The organism is Virgibacillus carmonensis (assembly GCF_057836705.1).
Genome location: NZ_JBYQFJ010000002.1, coordinates 116,426 through 137,828, shown reverse-complemented (window position 1 = coordinate 137,828; position 21,403 = coordinate 116,426). Strand labels below are relative to the sequence as shown.

Below are 21,403 nucleotides of genomic sequence, written 5' to 3'. Positions count from 1 at the left end.
AGGTCTAACAAAAAACCATGCGCAGATACCCACGCACGGTTCGTTAGTTAATTCTTGTCATTCTCATCGATTTTAAATTTATTTACCTGATCCTGCATTTGCATCGAATAGTTTTCTAATTCCTCTGCAAGATGATTTAACTGTTCCATTGAAGCAGTTTGTTGTTCAATGGATGCTGATATTTCTTCGGTTCCTGCAGCTGTTTCCTGACTGATTGAAGCGATATTTTGTGTGTTTTTGGAAATGATTTGTTCTTGGTTAATAATTGTTTTCATGGTATTCATAACTTTTTCTATCAATTCGTTATTGGTTTTAATCGTTTCCTGGATGTTTGTAAATGCCTGTTCGGTTTGATCGACGGACAATGACTGTGTTTGGATTACCTCGTTAGTCTTGCCAACAAGGGATACGGTGTTCTTCGTTTCAATCTGCATTTCTTCTATTAAGCGGGAAATATCACCTAAAGCACTTTCCGACTGCTCGGCAAGTTTACGTACTTCATCAGCTACTACTGCAAAACCACGTCCGTTTTCGCCTGCACGCGCCGCTTCAATTGCAGCATTTAGAGCTAATAAATTTGTTTGACTAGCAATAGTAGCAATTTTTGTTACGATGTCATTGATATTTGTGGACTTCGTGTCAAGTGATTGAATCGCTTTAACTACTTCAGATGTCATTTGACCAGTCTCTGTTGATTGTTTGTTGAGTAGCTGAACAATGCCTGAACCTTTTTCTGATATTTCGTTCATGACTATTGCCTCGTCAAAAACTTGTTGATTATACGACTCAATTTCTTTGATTAAGCCTGATAATTTCTCAGTTGCGATTGCGTTCTGTTCCATCATTTCAGATTGTTCACCTGCACCTGATGCGATTTGTTCCATCGTTGTGGATACTTCATTTGATGAAGCTGTATTTTCTTCGGCACTGGCTACCAATGTTTGGGAAGCCTCTGAAACATTAAAGGATACATCTTTGACATTAATCAACATGGTCCGCATTTGTTGAAGCATGTTTTCAAAGCTTTGTGCTAATACGCCAATTTCATTGTTGGTTTTTATATTCGACTTAGCCAAAAGATTTCCATCTTCTACTGCCTGCATGGTGTTTTGTAGTTGCTTAATCGGTTTTGTGATTCGCTTTGTTGATAAATAGGAAATCATGATTGCTAATACAATAATAATCAGTAATGTTAATGCAATTGGTATTAAGATAGATCGTGCCTCTTCTTGAAAATCTTTTTCAAAAACCGTTTCCCCAACTACCCAGCCTGTTTTTTGGTTTGTCGTGTAGCCCAGAATCCGGTTACCACCGTCTGCTTGGTATTCGATGATGCCATTATCGCCACTACTCTGAAGTTTTTCAAAGTATGGTTCTTCGTCTGCGCTCGTTCCAATAAATGTTTCGTCCGGGTGTGCAACGAAATTTCCACTTCGATCAATAACTATTGCAAATCCAGATTTTCCTACTTTTATCTTATTTGTCATGTCTATTAAGGTATCGACATAAATATCAGCTCCCGCAACGCCAACGAATTCTCCATTGTTGTAAAAAGCTTTTGCGGCTGTAACAATCATCTGCTTGGTAGCCGTATCAATATATGGTTTCGTCCAGACTACTTCACCCTTAGCATCTGAGGCTTTTTTGTACCAGGAGCTGGAACGAGGATCAAAGTCTCCCAGTTCGACTTCAGGGTAAATAACGGTCTCGCCTGTTTCGGCAATCCCTGCATAGACGTTTGCTATTGTTGGGTTTGCTTCCCGGGTTTCTCCAAGATACGCAAGTAAATCAGCACGTTTGTCTGGGTTATATGCAGTGAACAAATCATTTTCAACAAACCGATTAATTACGTTTTCAGTATTGGAAAAAAATACATCAAACGTATCATTCAAATTTGCTGTCTGACTTTCTACATTGTTTGACATCTGATCGACCATCGCATTGGCACTAAGCGTGTAGCTGGTATACGCAATCACGGCACCTGCAATAATGATTAATAGTAAAAAGGGCAATAAAATTTGACGCTGCAGGGAGCCTTTGCGCTGTTTTTTAGTTTTCTTATTTTGCTTTTTCGTCTTCTCTTTCATTGTTATCACCTTTCACGTGGAAGTATATGTTCTCTCATTGTTATCGGAAAAAATGTCGAAATATGTAGTGAAAGATAGTGTTTATTGAAGAAAAAGGTAATAAACCCTTTTGTAATGACCAAATCTACATATATGCTATATTAGAGTTCAGATAGTATTTAGATATTAAAGGATGTTGAAATTCGAATGACAATGGATTTGAAGCGATATTATCGTGTTTTACTAGTTGTAGGAATTATTTTTGTTGCATTTAATCTACGTCCAGCTATTACCTCGGTTGGACCGGTGATTGGCATTATTCGTGATGATCTTGGTCTCTCAAATTGGAGTGTGGGACTTTTAACGAGTCTGCCACTAATTGCGTTTGCCATTATGTCACCGCTCGCACCCAGGCTTGGAAACCGGTATAGCAATGAACGGGCTTTGTTAATTGGACTTATTTTATTGATGATTGGATTAATGGTTCGTTCCATTTCCGTGTTGGTCCTTCTTTTTGCTGGAACAGTTTTAATCGGACTTGGAATTGCCATATGTAATGTGCTGTTGCCTGGAATAATTAAAGAAAAATTCCCTGCGAAAATTGCTTTGATGACAAGTCTTTATTCAACGGCAATGGGGATTTTTGCAGCAACTGCTTCCGGATTAAGTATTCCATTAGCACGAGGATCGGACTGGGGCTGGCAGCTTGCTTTATTGTTTTGGACAACTCCAGCTGTGATAGGGATTGTTATATGGGTTTTCCTAAGCAAACGGGATAAATCAAGTCAGTCTGTTGAGATGAGTTATGTGCAGCCATCCAATAATCGTATGTGGCGCTCTCCGCTCGCGTGGTATGTAGCTTGCTTTATGGGGTTACAGTCTTTTATGTTTTACGTAACGGTTTCTTGGTTACCAGAGATATTACATGATTATGGTGTAAGCATGGCAACTGCAGGATGGATGCTGTCGTTTACACAATTTGTTGGATTGCCAGCCAGTTTTTTTGTCCCAGTCATTGCAAATAAATATAAATCACAGAGTTTGATGGTCGTCATTCTTACATTCTTCGCCATAGGTGGGTATACGGGTTTGCTCGTTGGTAATTCCTACACCATAATGATTATTAGTATTATCAGCCTTGGAATCGCATTAAGTGGAAGTTTTAGTTTAGCACTAGCGTTTTTAGGAATGCGTGCACGGACAGCAAGGCAAGCTGCAGAGTTGTCTGGGATGGCGCAATCGTTAGGATACACCCTGGCAGCGATAGGACCGATGTTTATCGGGTTTTTATTTGATATTACGCATGCCTGGTCTGTTCCACTTATTACCTTGATTTGTGTAGCGGTTTTAGTTGCATTCTTCGGTTATGGTGCAGGTCGAAATCAATATGTATTGGATGAATAGGAAATGCAGTTGATTGAAAGGGAATTAAAGTTGATCTACATTCCCAGCTAGTTGATCGGCATTCCAGTAGAGTTGATCGACAAACATGACCGCAGTAAATAAAGTTAGACGGATGTGAGTTTATGCAGTATTCAATAAGAGACTTTTATTTTTGGAAAATAACCATGAGTTTAGCAATGGCATCGTTTTTTGTGTTTGCAAGTATGTATGCCGTTCAACCGCTTCTCCCAGTATTTGTGGATGAATTCAATGTAGCGGTATCAACGTCAAGTTTATCGTTATCACTTACGATTATTGGCTTGATTATCGGACTAATCGTGTTAGGTTTCCTTTCTGATCGAAACGGCCGAACGTTTTACATTAAATTTGCTTTAGTGGGATCGATTATTCCATTTTTTTTAATACCATTAACGGACTCTTTTGTCATGCTTTTGGTATTACGCTTTATCCAAGGATTTGCCCTGGCAGGTCTACCAGCGGCATCAATTGCTTATCTTAGTGAGGAAATTGACAGAAGAAGTGTCAGTGTTGCGGTGGCGCTATACATTTCGAGTAATGCACTTGGTGGAATGATGGGGAGGGTTGTGACTGGATATATTACCGATCATTATTCATGGGAGACTGCCTTTTATTTACTGGCATCAGTTGGTGTCGTGGTTCTGATAGCTGTTTTTCTAATGCTTCCGAAATCAAATCGTTTTGAAGCTAGTAATCTTACTTTTTCACGTGATATGGAAGCCTTTTTATTTCATTTAAAAAATCCAGCATTACTACTTGCATTTGGCTTAGGGATTGTGCTGCAAAGCTCGTTTACAGGGATATGGACATACTTGCCATTTTATCTCGAAGGACCGCCATTTTCATTATCTCTACAAGTTATTTCCTATACATTTCTAGCTTATGGGCTAGGGGTAGTTGGCTCGCCGTTTGCAGGATGGCTAGCGGGTAAGTTTGGATTGAGAATGATTCGGATTATCGGAATTATCACCTTTGCCATAGGGATATTTTTAACATTAAGCAGTTCATTAGTAGTGTTAATCATTGGATTGTGTGTTAGTTGTTTAGGATTTTTCACTGCGCATTCGTTATCGGCAGCTTCCGTTAGTGAGCAGGCAACACATCATAAAGGCAGTGCATCAAGCTTATATCTAGTATCCTATTATATTGGGGTTGCAGTTGGTAGCACGGCAATCGGACCCTTGTACAGTGCGATAGGTTGGTCAGGCTTCGTGCTAGTGTCTGGATGTATTCCGCTCATGTATATCATGTTTGTAACTGTCTTATCGAAACGAATTACTAAAAAGCAGCATAAAAAAACGATGGACTGATAAAATCCATCGTTTTTTTATGTCTAGCTGCGGCTCCTAACGATTAACAAATAGTTAGTCCTGATGAAAGGTACGTAAAGTTCGACGTACTTTCCCAGTCCTATCTATTTGTACATCGCTGACCAGTCGCCTTCGCTTTTCTTGTCTACTTAAATGTTTCTGGTAGGTTTGTTAAATCTATTCCCCAAGCTATTGGGAGATAGAAGTAGACTGCTAGTGTTACTAAAATTATACCTAAGATGTTCAAAAGGAACCCTGTTTTTGCCATGTCAGGAATCCGTAAATAGCCAGAACCAAACACAACTGCGTTAGGCGGTGTTGCAACTGGTAACATGAATGCACACGATGCAGCGACCGCAGCAACAATCATCACGGAGAACGGGTGAATGTTCAGTGCTAAAGCTAAGGCAGCCATAATTGGGTACATCATGGAAGCTGTTGCAGTGTTTGACGTCAATTCGGTTAGGAAAATAACTAGTGTTGCAACTACTAATAAGACAAGGAACATGTTAGCGCCTTCTAGAGCACTCAGTTGATTTCCAATCCAATCAGATAACCCTGATGCTACAAATCCTGCAGCAATTGCAAGACCACCACCAAATAGTAACAGGATTCCCCAAGGCAGCTTAACAGCTGTATCCCAGTCTAGTAGATGGTCTCCCTTTTTATTGATAGACGGAATAATGAATAGAATAATAGCAAAAGTCATTGCGATTATCGCATCGTTTATATTCTCGCTAATGTGTACAAGTAAGAATGATCGAGTTATCCAGGAAAATGCCGCAAGTATAAAGACGACAAAGACTGCCTTTTCTTCAAACGACGGAACTCCAAGTTTCTTTTTCTCCGATTGAATGAGTTCTCTTCCACCTGGAAGTTTCTTAACTTTTAGTGGAAATGCAACCTTTACCAAGTAGAACCAAGCGATGATAATGAAAATCCATGCAATTGGAACACCGAATAACATCCACTTCGCAAAGGATAACTCGACTCCATAAAATTCATCGATAGCCGCTGCTAAAGCTGTGTTCGGCGGTGTACCGATCAAAGTTCCAATACCACCAAGGGAAGCTGAGTAGGCAATTCCTAACATTAATGCTTTTCCGAATCCGAAATTTTCTTTTGAGGTATCAACCGAATCATTATCTTTTAATGCTTCCGAAACCTGGTAGATAATTGCCAGACCGATTGGTACCATCATCATAGCTGTTGCAGTATTTGAGATCCACATGGACAAAAATCCTGTCGCAACCATGAAACCTAAAATGATTCGATCTGTATTGGTACCTATCATCGAGATAATAGTAAGTGCAATTCGTTTATGCAGGTTCCACTTTTCCATTGCGAGCGCTATCATGAATCCGCCCATAAATAGAAAAATTGTGTCATCTCCATAAGAAGCTGTGGTTGCTCCAATATCTAATCCACCCGTAACTGGAAATAAAACAATAGGTAGTAAAGATGTAACTGGGATTGGAATTGCCTCCGTTATCCACCAAACTGCAATCCAAATCGTACTCGCCAGAACGGCTTGTCCGTCGCTGGATAATCCTTCAGGTGAAAACAGTGTTAAGGTTAAAATAAATAAAATAGGCCCAAGAAAAAGTCCAATTAGCTGTGGAGTCTTATAACTTCTCTTATCACCGTTACCGCCAGATGAATTGGTAGTTGAATCTGTCTTTTCTTTACTCATGTTTGATGCGTTTGGACGAACGAAAAAGCTTAACAAATCTTTTGCTTGATCATGTTTGTCCCATAACCAATTCCATGTAGTAGCGATCATAGTTTTCCTCCTTTGTTTGTATAACAATATTTCATCTATTATACAAATTGTATGATAAATCGACAAGAAAAAAGTGTTAGCGCTTTCCTGGAAAGGTCGAAATAATTATGGGAAATATGGTAGTCTTTTCATAAGAGGAGTTGAGTAATGAGATGAAAATTTCAATTCTACCAATTGGGGATAGTGGGATTAAAGTACAATTTCATGATGAAGTGACTTCGGAATTAAACAGAACGATTCAGGTTTTTTGCCAAAAACTCGCTGAATTTCCTATCGATGGTGTAACGGAATGGGTTCCTGCTTATGATTCCGTGGGTATTTATTATGATTTACATGTTCGTTCCTATGGTGACATTACGAGTGAACTAGAAAAGCTTCATGCAAAAAAAGCGGATGGAAAAAGTAATTTATCACGCATTTTGCATATCCCAGTTATTTATAGCGGTGAATACGGACCAGATATAAATCGGGTGGCAGCATATAATAAATGTACCGTGGAAGAAGTGATTTCGATGCATCAGGGACAAGAGTGTCTCGTATACATGATTGGATTTTTACCAGGATTTCCTTACTTGGGTGGGATGACATCTAATATTGCGACACCACGATTAGAAAAGCCACGCGATAAAATTGTTGCCGGATCTGTAGGGATAGCAGACAAACAAACAGGAATCTATCCCGTCGCCTCACCTGGAGGATGGAATATAATTGGAAGAACACCTATTAACCTATTTGATAGAGAACTAGATGATCCAATCTTATTTCGTGCGGGTGATTATGTGAAATTTGAAGCTGTTTCTATTGAAGAATTTCATAACATACAGGAAAAAGTGAAAAAAAGGTCATACAAGTTACATGTTGAAACAGCGAATGGAGCTGAATAATAGTGAAGAAAAGCATTGATTTAAATTGTGATTTGGGGGAGGGCTTTGATGCGGATGAAGCTCTCATGCAGTATATCACCTCAGCAAATATTGCTTGTGGAGCACATGCGGGGAATCCACATGTGATGGATACTACCGTTCGTCTGGCAAAAAAATATGGCGTTGCTGTTGGTGCTCATCCTGGCTTTCCAGATACGGAGGGATTTGGCCGGCGTATGTTACAGCTCACACCAGACGAAATCTATCGTTCTGTTGTCGATCAAATTGAAAGTCTTGCGGCGTTTTGTAAAGTTCATGGGATAGCAATGCAACATGTAAAACCACACGGCGCCCTATATAATCTAGCGGCTAAAGATTCTGAAGTGGCTGTCGCAGTTGCTCGAGCTACAAATGACGTTAATTCAGGCTTAATCTTATATGGCTTAGCAGGAAGTGAACTAGTTTCAGCCGGTAGCCAGATAGGACTTCGTGTGGCATCTGAAGTGTTTGCTGATCGAACCTATCAGCCTGACGGGTCGTTAACATCCCGGAAAGAAGCAGATGCAATGGTGGATGGTGTTTCAGAATCCATAAAACAGGTTAAAACCATGATCATAAGAGGTTCTGTAGAAGCAGTAGATGGAACCGAAATGAAAATTCAAGCTGATACAGTCTGTATTCACGGGGATGGTATCCATGCGGTGGAATTTGCTCAGGAACTCCGCAAAGGCTTAGACGAGGTCGGTGTTTCCCTGAAGTCATTAGACTAACTGAGGACATTGCGCATTAACAATCCAAATTACTAGAACTTGATCGAACTAGCAATAAAGTCGATCGTGAACGTAGGAAAGTCGATCCAAACCATCTAAAAGTCTATCCTAAACATAAGAAAGTTGAGCGAGATGCCACAAACTCATCTCAAAATCCAAAACCACAAATGGAGGTGATCCTATGCAAAAGCATGAAATTTTTCGAGTAATAAAACCAGGTGTATTAACTACATTGCAGGACATGGGAAGACACGGTTATCAGCAATACGGGATACCTGTTAGTGGGGCTATGGATACGTTCGCATTACAGGTTGTAAATATACTGGCTGGAAATCCTCGGAATGAGGCGGCACTTGAGGTAACGTTAATTGGACCAACACTCGAAGCTAAATCATCCATCACAATTGCTATTTGTGGGGCAGATTTGTCACCTACTTTAAATAATGAAACCATCCAAATGTGGAAGTCGTTTCAGATGAATAAAGGTGACACATTAGCCTTTGGAAAACGGAAAACAGGATTGCGGGCGTATATTTCTGTAGCCGGTGGATTTGATGTGTCAGAAGAATTTGGGAGCAAATCAACGGATCGAAACAGCGGGTTAGGATTGGAATTGGACAGAGACTCTACGCTTTACGGTATGAAAACCTTTGTAAAAGGTGGCGTGTCCTTAAACAAACAACTGATTCCTGCATATGAAACTGACATAAAAATTGGTGTAGTAGCAGGCCCACATACGAATAAATTTACAAAAGAGGAACGACAACTATTTTTTAAGACGACCCACAATGTAGATGCCAACTCAAATCGCATGGGCTACCGATTACAATCCGATGATAAAGTAACGCCAAGTCAAAAAGGTATTTGGTCTGACCCAGTTCCATTTGGAGGAATTCAAATTCCAGGGAACGGTAATCCGATTATTTTAATGGCAGATCGACAAACGACAGGGGGATATCCAAGGATTGGCACAGTTATGTCAGCTGATCTACCCAAAATTGCGCAGCTTGCTCCAAATAATAAGATTCATTTCCACCTGGTTTCAGTTGAAGAGGCGCAGTACAAAGCCAAACAACTGGAAAGAAACTTGCATAAACTGGAAACCTTTTATCATGGTATTCGGGATAAATGAATAAAAGGTAAACGCCTACAATAATCCTATTGCTTAGTCACTCGAAATAGTTTACAATAACTGAATGATTACACGGGTAAAGCGAGTTGACATCAATGCCGAAATACATATGGTTATTAGCAATAGCTACTACGGTTAACGTAACAGGGGCTTCCTTTTTATGGCCTCTCAATACCATTTATATGCATAATGAGCTCGGTAAAAGTTTGGCTTTTGCCGGGTTTATTTTAATGTTTAACCAAGGAGCATCGATTGTTGGGAACATGGTCGGTGGGATTTTATTTGATAAATTAAGTGCATCCCGAACAATCCTGATTGGAATGTCGATTGCTTTTATAGCCTCTGTCACCATGTCTGTCTATCATAGTATTGTTCCGTATTCGATTCTGTTGGTTTTAATCGGTTTTGGTGCGGGTATGTCCAGGCCAGTGATGTTCGCAATGGCTGGTTCGGTTTGGCCTGAAGGTGGTCGACGTGCATTCAATGCCATTTACGTTGCACAGAATTTTGGTGTTGCGCTCGGGGCGACCATCGGTGGATATATTGCGAGTATCTCGTTTAATTATATTTTTATTGCGAATGCGACTTTATTTGCTGCTTTTTTAATTATTGTACTGACTTCATTCAAAGGAATGGATAAAGAGCGAGATCGTCAAATGCATACGACCGTTCTTGAGCAAGGTTTAACCATTAAAAGCAAATCAACATTTACCGCACTTCTCGTATTATGTGTTGGATTTTTGATGTGCTGGATCGCTTACAGTCAATGGCAATCAACCATTGCGTCGTATACACAGGACATCGGAATTGGACTGGAGCAATATAGTTTACTTTGGGCAATTAATGGTTCTCTTATCGTTTTAGGGCAACCTCTGTTAAAATTGATTACAGATCGAGTTACATCAACGAAAAAACAAATTTATATTGGTATCACGATTATGATAGTAGCTTTTGCGATAACCATGTTTGCGGAAGCATTTACACTTTTCGCAGTATCGATGGTTATTTTAACAATTGGAGAAATGATCGTATGGCCTGCAATTCCGACGCTTGCGAATGAACTTGCTCCAAACGGCCGTATTGGTTTTTACCAAGGGATTGTCAACAGTGTCAGTGCAGCTGGTCGAATGATTGGTCCACTACTTGGTGGGTTGATAGTAGACTTCTACAATATTCAGTTGCTGTTTTTCCTTCTATTAGTATTATTGATAATTCCATATTTCACTACACACTTTTATGATCGTAAGTTAACAGACAAAACAATCGCTAAAGGAGAATGAATATGTATAAGTCAGAAAAAGAAATTAAACTGATTGCACTTGATATGGATGGAACATTACTGACAAGTGATGAAAAAGTGACAGAACGTACACGCAAAGCAATTGATCAAGCAATGGCAAAAGGTGTACACGTAGTAATTAGCACGGGTCGCTGGTTGGGATCGTGCTATCCATATGCAGAATCTCTTGGGTTACAGTCTTATCTTGTAACAAGTAATGGAGGAGAAATTTGGACGGTCAAAAAAGAACTATTAGAACGTCATACAGTGGACCCGGTTTTAATGGAAAAAATGTGGAACCTTGGAAAAAAATATGACATGGGAAGCTGGATGATTGCTACGGATGCTGTTTGGCGGGGAGAGTGTCCGAATGACTTCTCAAAGCCAGAATGGTTGAAGGTTGGCTTTGATTCACACAGTCCAAGTAATTTAGAAAAATTCATGCAGGAACTTTCTCATTTTGACGGACTGGAATTAACGAATTCACAGCCACATAACGTAGAGGTAAATCCAAAAGGCGTCCACAAAGGTAGTGCCTTACGTAAGGTTTGTGAAAAACTTGATATTACCATGGAAGATGTAATGGCAGTAGGAGATAGTTTGAACGATATGAAAATGATTCAACAGGCAGGACTAGGCGTGGCGATGGGGAATGCACAAGAAGCAATAAAAAAAGCAGCAGATTTTGAAACAGATACAAATGATCGTGATGGTGTAGCAAAAGTGATCGAACACTTTGTACTTGATTAGACAGTCGCCTACGCTTTTCTTGATCCAGCTGCGGCTCCTAGCGGCTAGCAAATAGATAGTCCTGATGAATGTACGGAAAGTTCCCCGTACTTTCACATGCCCTACACGAAGCAGGGGAGTTCGGCATTGCCACAGGACGTGGCGTTCTTAGTAGAACTTCATCTATCTATTTGTACGCCACTACCCAGTCGCCTCCGCTTTTCTTGATCCAGCTGCGGCTCCTAGCGGCTAGCAAATAGATAGCCCTGATGAATGTACGGAAAGTTCCCCGTACTTTCACAGTTCTATCTATTTGTACGCCACTACCCAGTCACCTCCGCTTTTCTTTCTTGTCGGATTTCTTCTAAATTTGTCAGCGACTTTCATTGTATGCCAGAAAAGAGTATAATAGGGATAGCAAGATGAAAGGGGTTTTGTTGATGTCTTTTTCACGCGGTCCTAAAGAGCCATTACCAGAAGTAGAAACTAAGGTATGGACTTGTTCTAGTGAAGATTGTCAGGGGTGGATGAGAGAGTCATTTAGCTTTGAAGAAGAGCCAAAATGTCCGCTATGTAAATCTTCAATGGAAACGGAAACACGTATGTTGCCTGAATTAAAATAGGGCTATATGTATGAAGTCTGAGTAGCAGCTTGAATCTGGATGCTATCAAATAGGATGAATTATTGCTTTTTTTTATGCTTATATATTTCCACTTGGGATGTCTGATTTGGCATCTTTTTTTATATATGTTTAAGCAAAAGGATGCATGATTAGCAAGACCTAAAGAAAAACCCGGCATTGGCCTCGTCCTTAATAGCGAATGGCGAGGTTTTTCTTAGACTGATTTCCGTAGAATCTTTTATACTTTCCTTCAGTGGAACAAGAACCTTAGCCAGAATAATTGGCTAAGGTTTTTTAGTAATAAACAAAGAGTCTAATAGTTGCAAAAACTCATAAAAAATTGATACAATTATTAGTAGAGGTTGCGTCTTAGACATACTCATCAGATTATTTGTAAGCGGTTACAACAATACGAGGAGGAATGTGTAACATGCAGTATGCAAATCCTAACACTGACGGGGCTAAAGTCACATTTAAAGAGCGGTATGATAATTTTATTGGGGGCGAATATAGACCTCCAGCAAATGGAAAGTATTTTGAAAATGTAAGTCCTGTTACAGGTAAAGTATTCTGTGAAATGGCTCGATCAACGAAAGAAGATGTAGAAGCGGCAGTTGATGCAGGTCACGCAGCAGCAGAAAAGTGGGGTCAAACATCGGTAGCGGAACGAGCAAATATTTTAAATAAGATTGCAGATAGAATGGAACAAAATTTAGAAACATTGGCTGTAGCGGAAACGTGGGATAATGGGAAAGCAGTTCGTGAAACACTTGCTGCGGATATACCACTTGCCATTGATCACTTCCGCTATTTTGCAGGAGCAATACGTGCGCAGGAAGGTGGAGTCAGCCAAATCGATAATGATACAGTTGCTTATCATTTCCATGAACCACTGGGTGTAGTTGGGCAGATCATTCCGTGGAACTTCCCAATCCTGATGGCTACATGGAAGTTAGCGCCGGCTCTTGCAGCAGGGAACTGTGTGGTATTAAAGCCTGCTGAACAAACTCCAGCATCCATTCATGTTTTGCTAGAACTGATTAAAGACCTTCTTCCAGCGGGTGTACTGAACGTCGTTAACGGATTTGGTGTGGAAGCAGGAAAACCACTAGCATCCAACAGCCGTATTTCCAAAATTGCGTTCACAGGTGAAACAACTACAGGTCGGTTAATCATGCAGTATGCTTCTGAAAACATTATTCCAGTAACACTTGAACTTGGTGGAAAATCACCGAATATTTTCTTTGAAGATGTCATGGATCTAGATGATGGATTTTTGGATAAAGCGATTGAAGGACTTGTCATGTTTGCCCTTAACCAAGGGGAAGTTTGTACTTGTCCATCCCGAGCGTTAGTTCATGAATCGATTTACGATGAATTTATGGAACGAGCAGTTGAGCGAGTGGAACAAATTAAAATTGGCCATCCACTTGATACGGAAACAATGATGGGTGCACAGGCATCACAAGAACAATTAGAAAAAATTCAATCCTATCTTTCAATTGGTAAGGAAGAAGGCGCTGAGGTTCTTGTTGGTGGTAATACAAATAAATTAGAAGGCGATATGGAAAACGGTTATTATGTGGAGCCTACTATCTTCAAGGGACACAATAAAATGCGTATTTTCCAAGAAGAAATTTTCGGACCAGTACTTTCTGTTACAACCTTTAAGGATAAAGAAGAGGCGATGGAAATTGCAAATGACACTTTGTATGGATTAGGTGCGGGTGTTTGGACGCGTAATATTAATACTGCATATCGATTTGGACGAGGAATTCAAGCAGGACGTGTTTGGACTAACTGTTACCACCAATACCCAGCGCATGCGGCGTTTGGTGGATACAAAAAATCAGGTATTGGCCGTGAAAACCACTTAATGATGCTGGATCATTATCAACAAACAAAGAACTTACTTATCAGCTATTCGGAAGCACCGGCTGGTTTCTTTTAAGCATTACTAGGGGAACAGGGGAAAGTAATCGAACGTGAAGTACCATTTTTTGTATACGGAGTAAAGGAGTGTGAAAAATGGTCGAGCGAGTTACGGTAACCGATGAAGCATTAAATCTCATAGAATCTCTAAAGGAGATCCATGGTGATCTAATGTTCCATCAATCTGGTGGGTGTTGTGATGGTAGTTCACCAATGTGTTATCCGAGAGGCGAATTTCGTACGGGAGATTCGGATGTTCTGCTTGGGGAAATAGGTGATACACCATTTTATATGGCAAAAGATCAGTATGAATATTGGAAACACACACAAATAATTGTAGATGCAATAAAGGGCCGTGGTGGCATGTTTTCGCTTGAAGGACCTGAAGGAAAACGATTTTTGACAAGGTCACGGGTTTTTACAGAAGAAGAACGAGCGGAATTAGCTTAATAGATATATAATGAGAAAAAATCATCAGCTAATTTATCACAGTTGATGATTTTTTCTCATTCAAAAACAATTGGAGGAATTACTTTGAAACAGAAAATTGCTATGATTCAACTTGATATAATTTATGGAGACCCTCAAATCAATTTCACCAATGCTTCTAATTACATTGCCGAAGCGGCAAATGCGGGAGCAAATATAATTCTACTACCGGAACTTTGGACCACTGGGTATGACCTAACGCGCCTCGATGAAATTGCAGATGATCAGGCTGGAAAGTCGATAGCCTTTTTAAAAGAACAGGCGAAAAAGTATCATGTCAGTTTAGTAGGAGGATCTGTAGCCGAGAAATGCAACGATGGGGTGCGGAATACTTTGTTAGTTATAGATAACAAAGGAAATTTAACTCATAAATATAGCAAACTGCACTTATTTCAACTTATGGATGAACACGTTTATTTAGAGGAAGGTAAGGATAAAGCGGAATTTGCATTAGACGGTACCGACTCAGCTGGGTTTATCTGCTATGACATACGATTTCCAGAATGGATGAGAAAGTCTGCATTGAATGGCGCAAAGGTCATGTATGTTGTCGCTGAATGGCCGAAGCCACGAATCAATCATTGGAGGATTCTACTACAAGCACGCGCTATTGAAAATCAATGTTATGTGATTGCCTGTAATCGAAGCGGGTCCGATCCGAAAAATGAATTTGGTGGCATGTCACTAATTATTGATCCATGGGGAGAAATTGTTGCAGAAGGAAGTACTGAAGAGGAAATTGTAGTTGGAGAAGTAGATTTTGCCTTGGTTGATGAGGTCAGGGAGCGAATCAATGTGTTTGGTGATCGGAGGGAAGGAAGGTATTCATCATAGAAATTCTTAAAAGCTATCTAATAGTAACACATCCGCCTACTTCACATACACTAATAAAGTGAAAAAACTGAAAGGGTGTGTTAGCTTGTCTGAAAGAAGATATTATATGTCTGGACATACAGCGCAAGGTCTAAAAAGTTTTTCTGAATCAAATTTGAAGGACATAGAAAACGTTTTTACTTTAAATCATCCATCCGTGTCATTAAAAACTGAAATTTTCAAACAAATTATTAGTGACTTTGACGATACAAGTGACATTGAGACAATTAAAAGCATAAATGGGAATGAGTTCATAGATGGAGTTATCATTCGGGATAAGTCACTAGCTGTGATTTCAGGACAAATATCCAAGTCCGAGAATATAAGTGAGGTCGATTTGAAAAGTAATACAGATTTGACTGAATTTGAAGAGCAGTTTGCTAAGCAACAAGCATTAATAAATTCAGCGTACGAAGATTTTGTGACGGGCTTAAAAGTTCATGACGACCTTGAGGAAATTTATATAAATGAGATGGACTTTGCTAAAGCAGATCAAGTGACAGCTGATTTTATTGGGAAACTTGTTACATCTACATCAAAAAGTAAGAGTGAAGGGTTTATTTATCACCGCTTGTTTGGGACTAACACGAAAGACGGTGTAGTAAATGTTGTACCTGAACTTATCGAAGGTGTTTCGAAAACGTATTTCATTAAAGGTCGTGCTGGTACAGGTAAATCTACATTTATGAAAAAAATTGCCAATGCATGCACTGACGAAGGCTTCGACGTAGAATTGTATCACTGCAGCTTTGATTCAAATAGTATTGACATGGTACTTGTTCGTGAGTTAGATTTTTGCGTTTTTGATAGCACTGACCCACACGAGTTTTTCCCTGAAAAAGAAAGTGATGAGATTATCGACCTGTACGAGGAATTGGTCACACCTGGAACCGATGAAAAGTATGCTAGTCAAATTGAAGAACTTAATAATAGTTATAAATCGTATATGAAAAAAGGAATTGAACATCTAAAAGAAGCGGGTCTTTATCAAAGTCAGCTTGAGGAAAAGTTCAAAAGTGTTGATAAAAATGATGTAAATGAAGTTATTGATTACATTTTTAAACAAGTGAAATAAATTAAATAGCGCCGTCCATATTTTTAAAACAAAATTTGACGGCGATCTTATACTCCGCCCATGCTTTCGCTTAACCTAAACTATTTATTTTTACTTCGACAAACTTTTCTCTTGTGTTTTGGTGTTAAATTAGGTAAAATAAATTAACTGAAAATTTAAATTAAACTAATCTCAGGAGGTGGAGAAAAGTGCTAACTGTTAAAATGTTAAAGCCTTATTATATAAAAGCTGATGGAGATTATGTTCGCGTAATTCTTGCTTACCAGTACTTTGCATTATTTATAAATGAAAAGGTTTATCAGTTTGTTCCAACAAAATCGAAAGAAATTCGTATTAATCGAAAGACCCAAAAGGTAGTAAATACAGAGGCATTGTTCGCTTTTCAAAAAGGTAAAGATGTCATTCAGGTAGCTATGAGTGAGCTTGTATCCATTCCTGATTTTTTATTACAGCTCAATGAAATTGCAAAACCGTATTATGTTAATGAGGAAGAAATAATTGATAAGGAAAATGAAAACGCTATCATTATAGGTGAATTAGAATTTGAAAATATAAAACGACTTATTGATAAAGCCTTAGATGAACGAGACAAGGCTGCTTTCGATAAGCTTGTGAAACTTCTATAAATAATCAAAAGCTACTCCAATTTTATCAGGAGTAGCTTTTGCCTTTTTATTTTATTCCAGTTAAAATTTTTGTTACTTTTTTTACTGCATAAGCACTGCCATTTTTATCTTCAGCATGTTCAATCATCATCGCGATCAAAATATCTTGTGATTCAGATGGATATCCAACAAACCAGACATTTTCTTGACCGGACTCTTGATCTTTAGATTTTTTCAATTCAGCAGTAGACGTTTTTCCTGATATCGGAAAGTCGGCTTTTTGTGCATCTTTAGCGGTACCTTTTGGTGATGTAACAACCTTCCGTAAGATGTCACGTATGAGTGTTGCTTGATCCTCTGTTATTAAATCTTTTTTCCAAACTTGACCAGGTTCTTCATCTTTAAACAAAATTGGCTTAATCATATTCCCTTTATTTAGAAAGGTTGTGTAGGCAGTAGCCAAATGAAGTGCACTCATTTGCATCTCACCTTGACCGTAAGCCGTATTAGCGAGTAATACTTTATCATTTAGTTTACCATCAGTTGAAACGGTAGATGTTTGGATTGGATAGGAAAAAGGAAACTCTTCACCAAATCCGAACTTTTGTAATCCACTTACAAAAGTTTCACTTCCCATATCAAGTGCTTTCATAGCAAAGTAAATATTGTCGGACCTGATTAAAGCGTCTGCAAGATCAACTGGTCCATCCGATTCAGATACTCTGTGTATTTCATAGTTACCAAATTCCTCCCCAGGGCTCCAGGTTAATCCATTTATTTCAACACCTTTATTTGGATCTAGTGTACCACTTTGCAATCCGGTAGATGCAGTTATTGGTTTAATAGCAGAACCAGGAACATAAGTCGCTGAAAACTTATTGATGAGTGGTTGCTTCGGATTATCCTGTAACTCTGTTAGTTTAGATTGGGAGATTCCATATACAAACTTATTTGGGTCAAATGATGGACTGCTAACAAGAGCCAGCGCTTCACCAGTTTTCGGATCGATTGCAGCAGTTGTTCCTGCATCGCCGTCATATGTCTGATAAATGTTCTGTTGTATTTCGGCATCAATTGTAAGCGTAAGGTTTTCACCATCTTTAACGGGTTGTTCCGCTAAGACAACATCTTCTTGACCTTCTTGTTTGACAAGAATTGTTATACCTTCCGTGCCGCGTAACTGTTTGTCGTACAGCTGTTCAAGTCCTCGTTTACCAATCATATCATTCGCCGAATAGTTTCCATCTTCTTTATTCTCAAGTTCTTCAGCAGTTATTTTACCAATATAACCAACTAAATGCGCTGCTGATTCCCCATATGGATAAACACGGCCAGTTACTTCTTTACCAGAAACAGCTCCAGTGGCCCATAATTTCTCTAAGTTTTCATTTGTTGTTGGAACTTTTGTTATTGGTACGAAGAGATCAGGCTCAACCCAATTTGCATTTAACTTACTATTAATCGTCTCTACATCCATCCCAAGCAAATCAGCAATTTCTTTTTTCATTGCATCAGGTGAATCTCCTAGTTTACTAGGGATGATACCTATCTCCCAAACAGTGTCATTGATTGCCAATGGCACTCGATTCCTGTCGAGTATTTCCCCTCGTCTTGGTTTCTCTGTTTCAAAGTCTATCTCCCCACCATCCTTCAGCGCTGGAAAGATAAACCCTGGATCCCATTTTACATACCAATTTTTTTTGTCCTCTTCACCTTGCTGGACAAGTATTGCTTCATAATCAAAGGTAATTGGACCGGCAATTGTATTCATTTCAACTGAAATTGGATAGGTAGCTTTTCCGTTTTCAAGCGCAGCCTCGACTTCTTTTTCGTCTAACTTTTCATAAGTAATTTTTAGATCAGACACACCTAGATCCTTATAAATTTTCTTATATCGATCAACAAATTCTTCGGTTGGATACGTAGATTTAGATTTAGTACCAACCATTTCATACATTTTAGAGAATTCTTCTCCATTCCAGTTCTTTACGTATGTATCAAATCGATCGTTGGGTGATACCTCGTCATCAGAGCAAGCTGCTAAAAGAATGCATAGTAACATGGATATCACGAACACTAATTTCTTCATAAGACCCCCACCTTAATAGATAGAAAAGTCATTCCATATACAGAATGACTTCTCGTTGTTTTTTTATTTCTCCATGTGTTCTTTGATTGTTTGGGTTATTCGGTTTATTTCTTGGTCTGGAACAACGTAGTAATAGATACCATTAATTATTTCCCCACTCCCACTGATCTCCAGAGTTTTACTATTATTTCTTGTATCTCGATAATCAGTTAGAAGGGTTTGCATTTTATCCATATTCAGGTTAGTTGTTACATTGTCACCAAGGATGCTAAGAATATTACTAACTTTTGAAATGCTTGTAAAACTTGCAGCTTCATCCATTGCGGCTTTGATGACAGCGCGTTGACGTTCATTTCGACCCAAGTCGCCTCGCGGATCACCTTTACGCATACGGATATATTTTAAAGCTTCTTCTCCATTTAGATTAATCGTACCCGTTTGAAAGGTTTCCCCGCCTTGTGAGAATGCCTGATCGTTTGTGACGGTAACCCCACCAAGCGCATCAATTCCTTGTTTAAAACCTTCCATATTTACCTTTACATAAAAATGAACAGGAATATCAAACGTATTCTCAACAGTTTTTACAGATAAATCCGTACCACCAAATGCATAAGCATGGTTAATTTTGTCCATTCCTCTTCCAGGAATATTCACGTATGTATCACGTGGGATACTAACCATAATCATTTTGTTTGTTCGTGGATTCAGTGACATAAGAATCATTGTATCGGAACGACCTACATCATTTTCACGTTGGTCAACACCAAGTAACAGTACATTTATTGACTTTTTATTTTTTACAATTGTTTCTAGTTCTTTCTTTCTGTCCGGATCCGCATCACGTGAAAGCGGCTCATGCATGTCTGCTACAGTATCTTCAACTTTATCGTATAAATAGAAAAGATATATCCCCACAGCCAAGATTAATAAAACAATAATTCCACCAATCCAATACGGCCATTTACGTTTTTTCTTTGTCTGTCGCTTTTCAGTTCTTGTATCCACTATAATTCTCCTCTAATCTATCTAAATAGTCAGCACATGGTTAAATTATAACGAATTCGGGGTGGTACGTCTATTAATTTTAGTCATATTTTACTAGCATTTGTAATTATTTGGCGGATTTGATTGGTAATGCTGTAATAATGTATCTTCCTGGGGCTTCACCATTACTAGAAAATGAACAGGTATTGTAAGTGTAAGTATCCATTGGTAGCTACCAACCCTTAGGAAAAGTAGACCTATAATAAATAGAAAAAAAGAAAGCTTTTTCAACAAATATTACCCCATGATCTGGAATGATTCATTCTAGTAAATAACGATAACTTGAAAACCAAGCATTTTGTTCATTATAAAACGATACAAACCTATGTAAAATGGCGTATTCCGGTTAAATTAAAAGAAAATCGTTCTTTAAAAAGCATTTTTGAGTGTTTTTGAGACTTTTAGATAGAGGCACTATGGATTATAATCCGGTTAATTGTTCTTTATAAAATACGAACTTATATTTTAAAACGAACATACGTGTCAGCTCTACTAGCAAACTATGTGTAAACGATTGGATATATGCGCAGAAGGAGTGTGGATTTCTATTTCTTTTATATACTAGGTCAAAATAATTAGACTCATGAATAGGATAGAGGTAGGGAAACGAATTACATCGAACAAACTAAAAGAAAGGGGATAATGGATGTACCTAGTCATGGAGAAACAACTGACGCAGGGAATTACATGTTTAAGGCTTATCAACGGGCCAGTTACCCAGGAAAAAAAGAGAGTAGCAGAAAGGGAAGGAGTGGGGAAATTACAATTAAATGCAGGCAAGAAAACATTGCTTGAACTTGTAAAGCTCAAACTAAAGCTTAAAAAGAAATAGCGTGCGCGAATACTAGGTCGTTAGAATTACGGATGTTATTAGCATTGTACTATTTTATTTTAGTGGAATAAAACTATTTAACTATCTTAATTTAGTTAAAAAGTCTTAGTTAAAACGTGACTTTTATGAATTTTACGTATATACTAACTTTAACTTACAAAACTAGTTGCATTTTGACAAAACAAGACACCCACTATCATTTCTGCATGTAGTACAATAGTTGTATATAATTGTTTCCTCAGAAAAGGCAAACTTACTGAAAAGTATGGGCGCAAAATCACAGGTCTACGGCGAATTAGCTACGGCGGCTGGGTTACCCGGGAAAATAGATGGGGGCTAACAATGATAAAAACGGTAAAGCAAGTAAGTCTTGATAACGAATGGGTTGAGTTACTGCAGGAAGCAAAGAGTCTCGGAATAACTACTGAGGAGGTTAGATTGTTTCTAAATGAAGTACAGAAAGATGAAAAGGTAAATCATTAAAATT

The 21,403-nt window shown here is 38.7% G+C and carries 19 protein-coding genes and 1 riboswitch; of the genes, 15 read left to right on the top strand and 4 right to left on the bottom strand.

All coding sequences use genetic code 11. The features are described from left to right. Positions 1 to 47 precede the first annotated feature (47 nt). Positions 48 to 2,087 (bottom strand): methyl-accepting chemotaxis protein, encoded by a 2,040-nt coding sequence (locus tag AC3G7N_RS01990; protein WP_489420462.1) that lies wholly within the window; start codon positions 2,085 to 2,087, stop codon positions 48 to 50. 192 nt (positions 2,088 to 2,279) lie between these two features. Here AC3G7N_RS01990 and AC3G7N_RS01985 point away from each other — a divergent pair, with 192 nt between their 5' ends. Both AC3G7N_RS01985 and AC3G7N_RS01980 read left to right on the top strand, forming a co-directional pair. After that, positions 2,280 to 3,470 carry a CynX/NimT family MFS transporter gene (locus AC3G7N_RS01985; protein ID WP_489420588.1) on the top strand — a complete coding sequence of 397 codons (1,191 nt, stop codon included), beginning with the start codon at positions 2,280 to 2,282 and terminating at the stop codon, positions 3,468 to 3,470. Positions 3,471 to 3,592: 122 nt separating this feature from the next. Then, a complete protein-coding gene (locus AC3G7N_RS01980; protein ID WP_489420461.1) occupies positions 3,593 to 4,798 on the top strand; it encodes an MFS transporter in 1,206 nt (401 codons plus the stop codon). Between the two features lie 145 nt (positions 4,799 to 4,943). Here AC3G7N_RS01980 and AC3G7N_RS01975 read toward each other — a convergent pair whose 3' ends face one another. Further along, a complete protein-coding gene (locus AC3G7N_RS01975) occupies positions 4,944 to 6,581 on the bottom strand; it encodes an SLC13 family permease (protein WP_489420460.1) in 1,638 nt (545 codons plus the stop codon). Positions 6,582 to 6,733: 152 nt separating this feature from the next. On the opposite strand from AC3G7N_RS01975, the gene pxpB reads away from it, so the two are divergent. The 11 genes from pxpB to AC3G7N_RS01920 all read left to right on the top strand — a co-directional run bounded on the left by pxpB (position 6,734) and on the right by AC3G7N_RS01920 (position 16,972). Continuing rightward, positions 6,734 to 7,465: a 5-oxoprolinase subunit PxpB gene (pxpB, locus tag AC3G7N_RS01970; RefSeq protein WP_489420459.1), complete on the top strand. Its 732-nt coding sequence runs from the start codon at positions 6,734 to 6,736 to the stop codon at positions 7,463 to 7,465. Positions 7,466 to 7,467: 2 nt separating this feature from the next. Then, a complete protein-coding gene (locus AC3G7N_RS01965; RefSeq protein ID WP_489420458.1) occupies positions 7,468 to 8,214 on the top strand; it encodes a LamB/YcsF family protein in 747 nt (248 codons plus the stop codon). A 181-nt stretch (positions 8,215 to 8,395) separates the two neighbouring features. Continuing rightward, positions 8,396 to 9,346, top strand: a complete 951-nt coding sequence (locus tag AC3G7N_RS01960; protein ID WP_489420457.1) for a 5-oxoprolinase subunit C family protein — start codon at positions 8,396 to 8,398, stop codon at positions 9,344 to 9,346. Positions 9,347 to 9,441: 95 nt separating this feature from the next. Further along, positions 9,442 to 10,626 (top strand): MDR family MFS transporter, encoded by a 1,185-nt coding sequence (locus AC3G7N_RS01955; protein WP_489420456.1) that lies wholly within the window; start codon positions 9,442 to 9,444, stop codon positions 10,624 to 10,626. Further along, positions 10,623 to 11,375: a Cof-type HAD-IIB family hydrolase gene (locus tag AC3G7N_RS01950; protein ID WP_489420455.1), complete on the top strand. Its 753-nt coding sequence runs from the start codon at positions 10,623 to 10,625 to the stop codon at positions 11,373 to 11,375. The genes AC3G7N_RS01955 and AC3G7N_RS01950 overlap by 4 nt, the downstream gene beginning before the upstream one ends. A gap of 419 nt (positions 11,376 to 11,794) precedes the next feature. Then, complete coding sequence (locus AC3G7N_RS01945; protein WP_489420454.1) at positions 11,795 to 11,977, top strand: cold-shock protein; 183 nt, start codon at positions 11,795 to 11,797, stop codon at positions 11,975 to 11,977. 430 nt (positions 11,978 to 12,407) lie between these two features. Further along, complete coding sequence (gene adh, locus AC3G7N_RS01940; protein WP_489420453.1) at positions 12,408 to 13,928, top strand: aldehyde dehydrogenase; 1,521 nt, start codon at positions 12,408 to 12,410, stop codon at positions 13,926 to 13,928. A gap of 77 nt (positions 13,929 to 14,005) precedes the next feature. Continuing rightward, complete coding sequence (locus AC3G7N_RS01935) at positions 14,006 to 14,359, top strand: DUF779 domain-containing protein (protein ID WP_489420452.1); 354 nt, start codon at positions 14,006 to 14,008, stop codon at positions 14,357 to 14,359. 45 nt (positions 14,360 to 14,404) lie between these two features. After that, positions 14,405 to 15,232, top strand: a complete 828-nt coding sequence (locus tag AC3G7N_RS01930; RefSeq protein WP_489420451.1) for a carbon-nitrogen family hydrolase — start codon at positions 14,405 to 14,407, stop codon at positions 15,230 to 15,232. 85 nt (positions 15,233 to 15,317) lie between these two features. Continuing rightward, positions 15,318 to 16,346: a hypothetical protein gene (locus AC3G7N_RS01925; protein WP_489420450.1), complete on the top strand. Its 1,029-nt coding sequence runs from the start codon at positions 15,318 to 15,320 to the stop codon at positions 16,344 to 16,346. 188 nt (positions 16,347 to 16,534) lie between these two features. Then, positions 16,535 to 16,972: an IDEAL domain-containing protein gene (locus tag AC3G7N_RS01920; protein WP_489420449.1), complete on the top strand. Its 438-nt coding sequence runs from the start codon at positions 16,535 to 16,537 to the stop codon at positions 16,970 to 16,972. A 46-nt stretch (positions 16,973 to 17,018) separates the two neighbouring features. Here AC3G7N_RS01920 and AC3G7N_RS01915 read toward each other — a convergent pair whose 3' ends face one another. Then, on the bottom strand, positions 17,019 to 19,040 hold the full coding sequence (locus AC3G7N_RS01915) for a penicillin-binding transpeptidase domain-containing protein (RefSeq protein WP_489420448.1): 2,022 nt from the start codon (positions 19,038 to 19,040) through the stop codon (positions 17,019 to 17,021). A gap of 63 nt (positions 19,041 to 19,103) precedes the next feature. After that, on the bottom strand, positions 19,104 to 20,045 hold the full coding sequence (locus tag AC3G7N_RS01910) for an LCP family glycopolymer transferase (protein ID WP_489420447.1): 942 nt from the start codon (positions 20,043 to 20,045) through the stop codon (positions 19,104 to 19,106). A gap of 697 nt (positions 20,046 to 20,742) precedes the next feature. On the opposite strand from AC3G7N_RS01910, the gene AC3G7N_RS01905 reads away from it, so the two are divergent. Together AC3G7N_RS01905 and AC3G7N_RS01900 are read left to right on the top strand one after the other, a co-directional pair. Next, positions 20,743 to 20,916 carry a hypothetical protein gene (locus tag AC3G7N_RS01905; protein WP_489420446.1) on the top strand — a complete coding sequence of 58 codons (174 nt, stop codon included), beginning with the start codon at positions 20,743 to 20,745 and terminating at the stop codon, positions 20,914 to 20,916. 236 nt (positions 20,917 to 21,152) lie between these two features. Further along, a riboswitch (cyclic di-GMP riboswitch) is annotated at positions 21,153 to 21,237 on the top strand. Between the two features lie 21 nt (positions 21,238 to 21,258). Next, positions 21,259 to 21,399, top strand: coding sequence for an anti-repressor SinI family protein (locus AC3G7N_RS01900; RefSeq protein ID WP_489420445.1), 141 nt, complete (start codon positions 21,259 to 21,261; stop codon positions 21,397 to 21,399). The last annotated feature ends 4 nt before the right edge of the window (positions 21,400 to 21,403 follow it).

Bases quoted from the DNA above. Each gene is read 5' to 3' on its own strand.
- AC3G7N_RS01990 (WP_489420462.1), bottom strand. From the start codon at position 2,087: ATGAAAGAGAAGACGAAAAAGCAAAATAAGAAAACTAAAAAACAGCGC.
- AC3G7N_RS01985 (WP_489420588.1), top strand. From the start codon at position 2,280: ATGGATTTGAAGCGATATTATCGTGTTTTACTAGTTGTAGGAATTATT.
- AC3G7N_RS01980 (WP_489420461.1), top strand. From the start codon at position 3,593: ATGCAGTATTCAATAAGAGACTTTTATTTTTGGAAAATAACCATGAGT.
- AC3G7N_RS01975 (WP_489420460.1), bottom strand. From the start codon at position 6,581: ATGATCGCTACTACATGGAATTGGTTATGGGACAAACATGATCAAGCA.
- pxpB (WP_489420459.1), top strand. From the start codon at position 6,734: ATGAAAATTTCAATTCTACCAATTGGGGATAGTGGGATTAAAGTACAA.
- AC3G7N_RS01960 (WP_489420457.1), top strand. From the start codon at position 8,396: ATGCAAAAGCATGAAATTTTTCGAGTAATAAAACCAGGTGTATTAACT.
- AC3G7N_RS01955 (WP_489420456.1), top strand. From the start codon at position 9,442: ATGCCGAAATACATATGGTTATTAGCAATAGCTACTACGGTTAACGTA.
- AC3G7N_RS01950 (WP_489420455.1), top strand. From the start codon at position 10,623: ATGAATATGTATAAGTCAGAAAAAGAAATTAAACTGATTGCACTTGAT.
- AC3G7N_RS01945 (WP_489420454.1), top strand. From the start codon at position 11,795: ATGTCTTTTTCACGCGGTCCTAAAGAGCCATTACCAGAAGTAGAAACT.
- adh (WP_489420453.1), top strand. From the start codon at position 12,408: ATGCAGTATGCAAATCCTAACACTGACGGGGCTAAAGTCACATTTAAA.
- AC3G7N_RS01935 (WP_489420452.1), top strand. From the start codon at position 14,006: ATGGTCGAGCGAGTTACGGTAACCGATGAAGCATTAAATCTCATAGAA.
- AC3G7N_RS01930 (WP_489420451.1), top strand. From the start codon at position 14,405: ATGATTTTTTCTCATTCAAAAACAATTGGAGGAATTACTTTGAAACAG.
- AC3G7N_RS01915 (WP_489420448.1), bottom strand. From the start codon at position 19,040: ATGAAGAAATTAGTGTTCGTGATATCCATGTTACTATGCATTCTTTTA.
- AC3G7N_RS01905 (WP_489420446.1), top strand. From the start codon at position 20,743: ATGGAGAAACAACTGACGCAGGGAATTACATGTTTAAGGCTTATCAAC.
- AC3G7N_RS01900 (WP_489420445.1), top strand. From the start codon at position 21,259: ATGATAAAAACGGTAAAGCAAGTAAGTCTTGATAACGAATGGGTTGAG.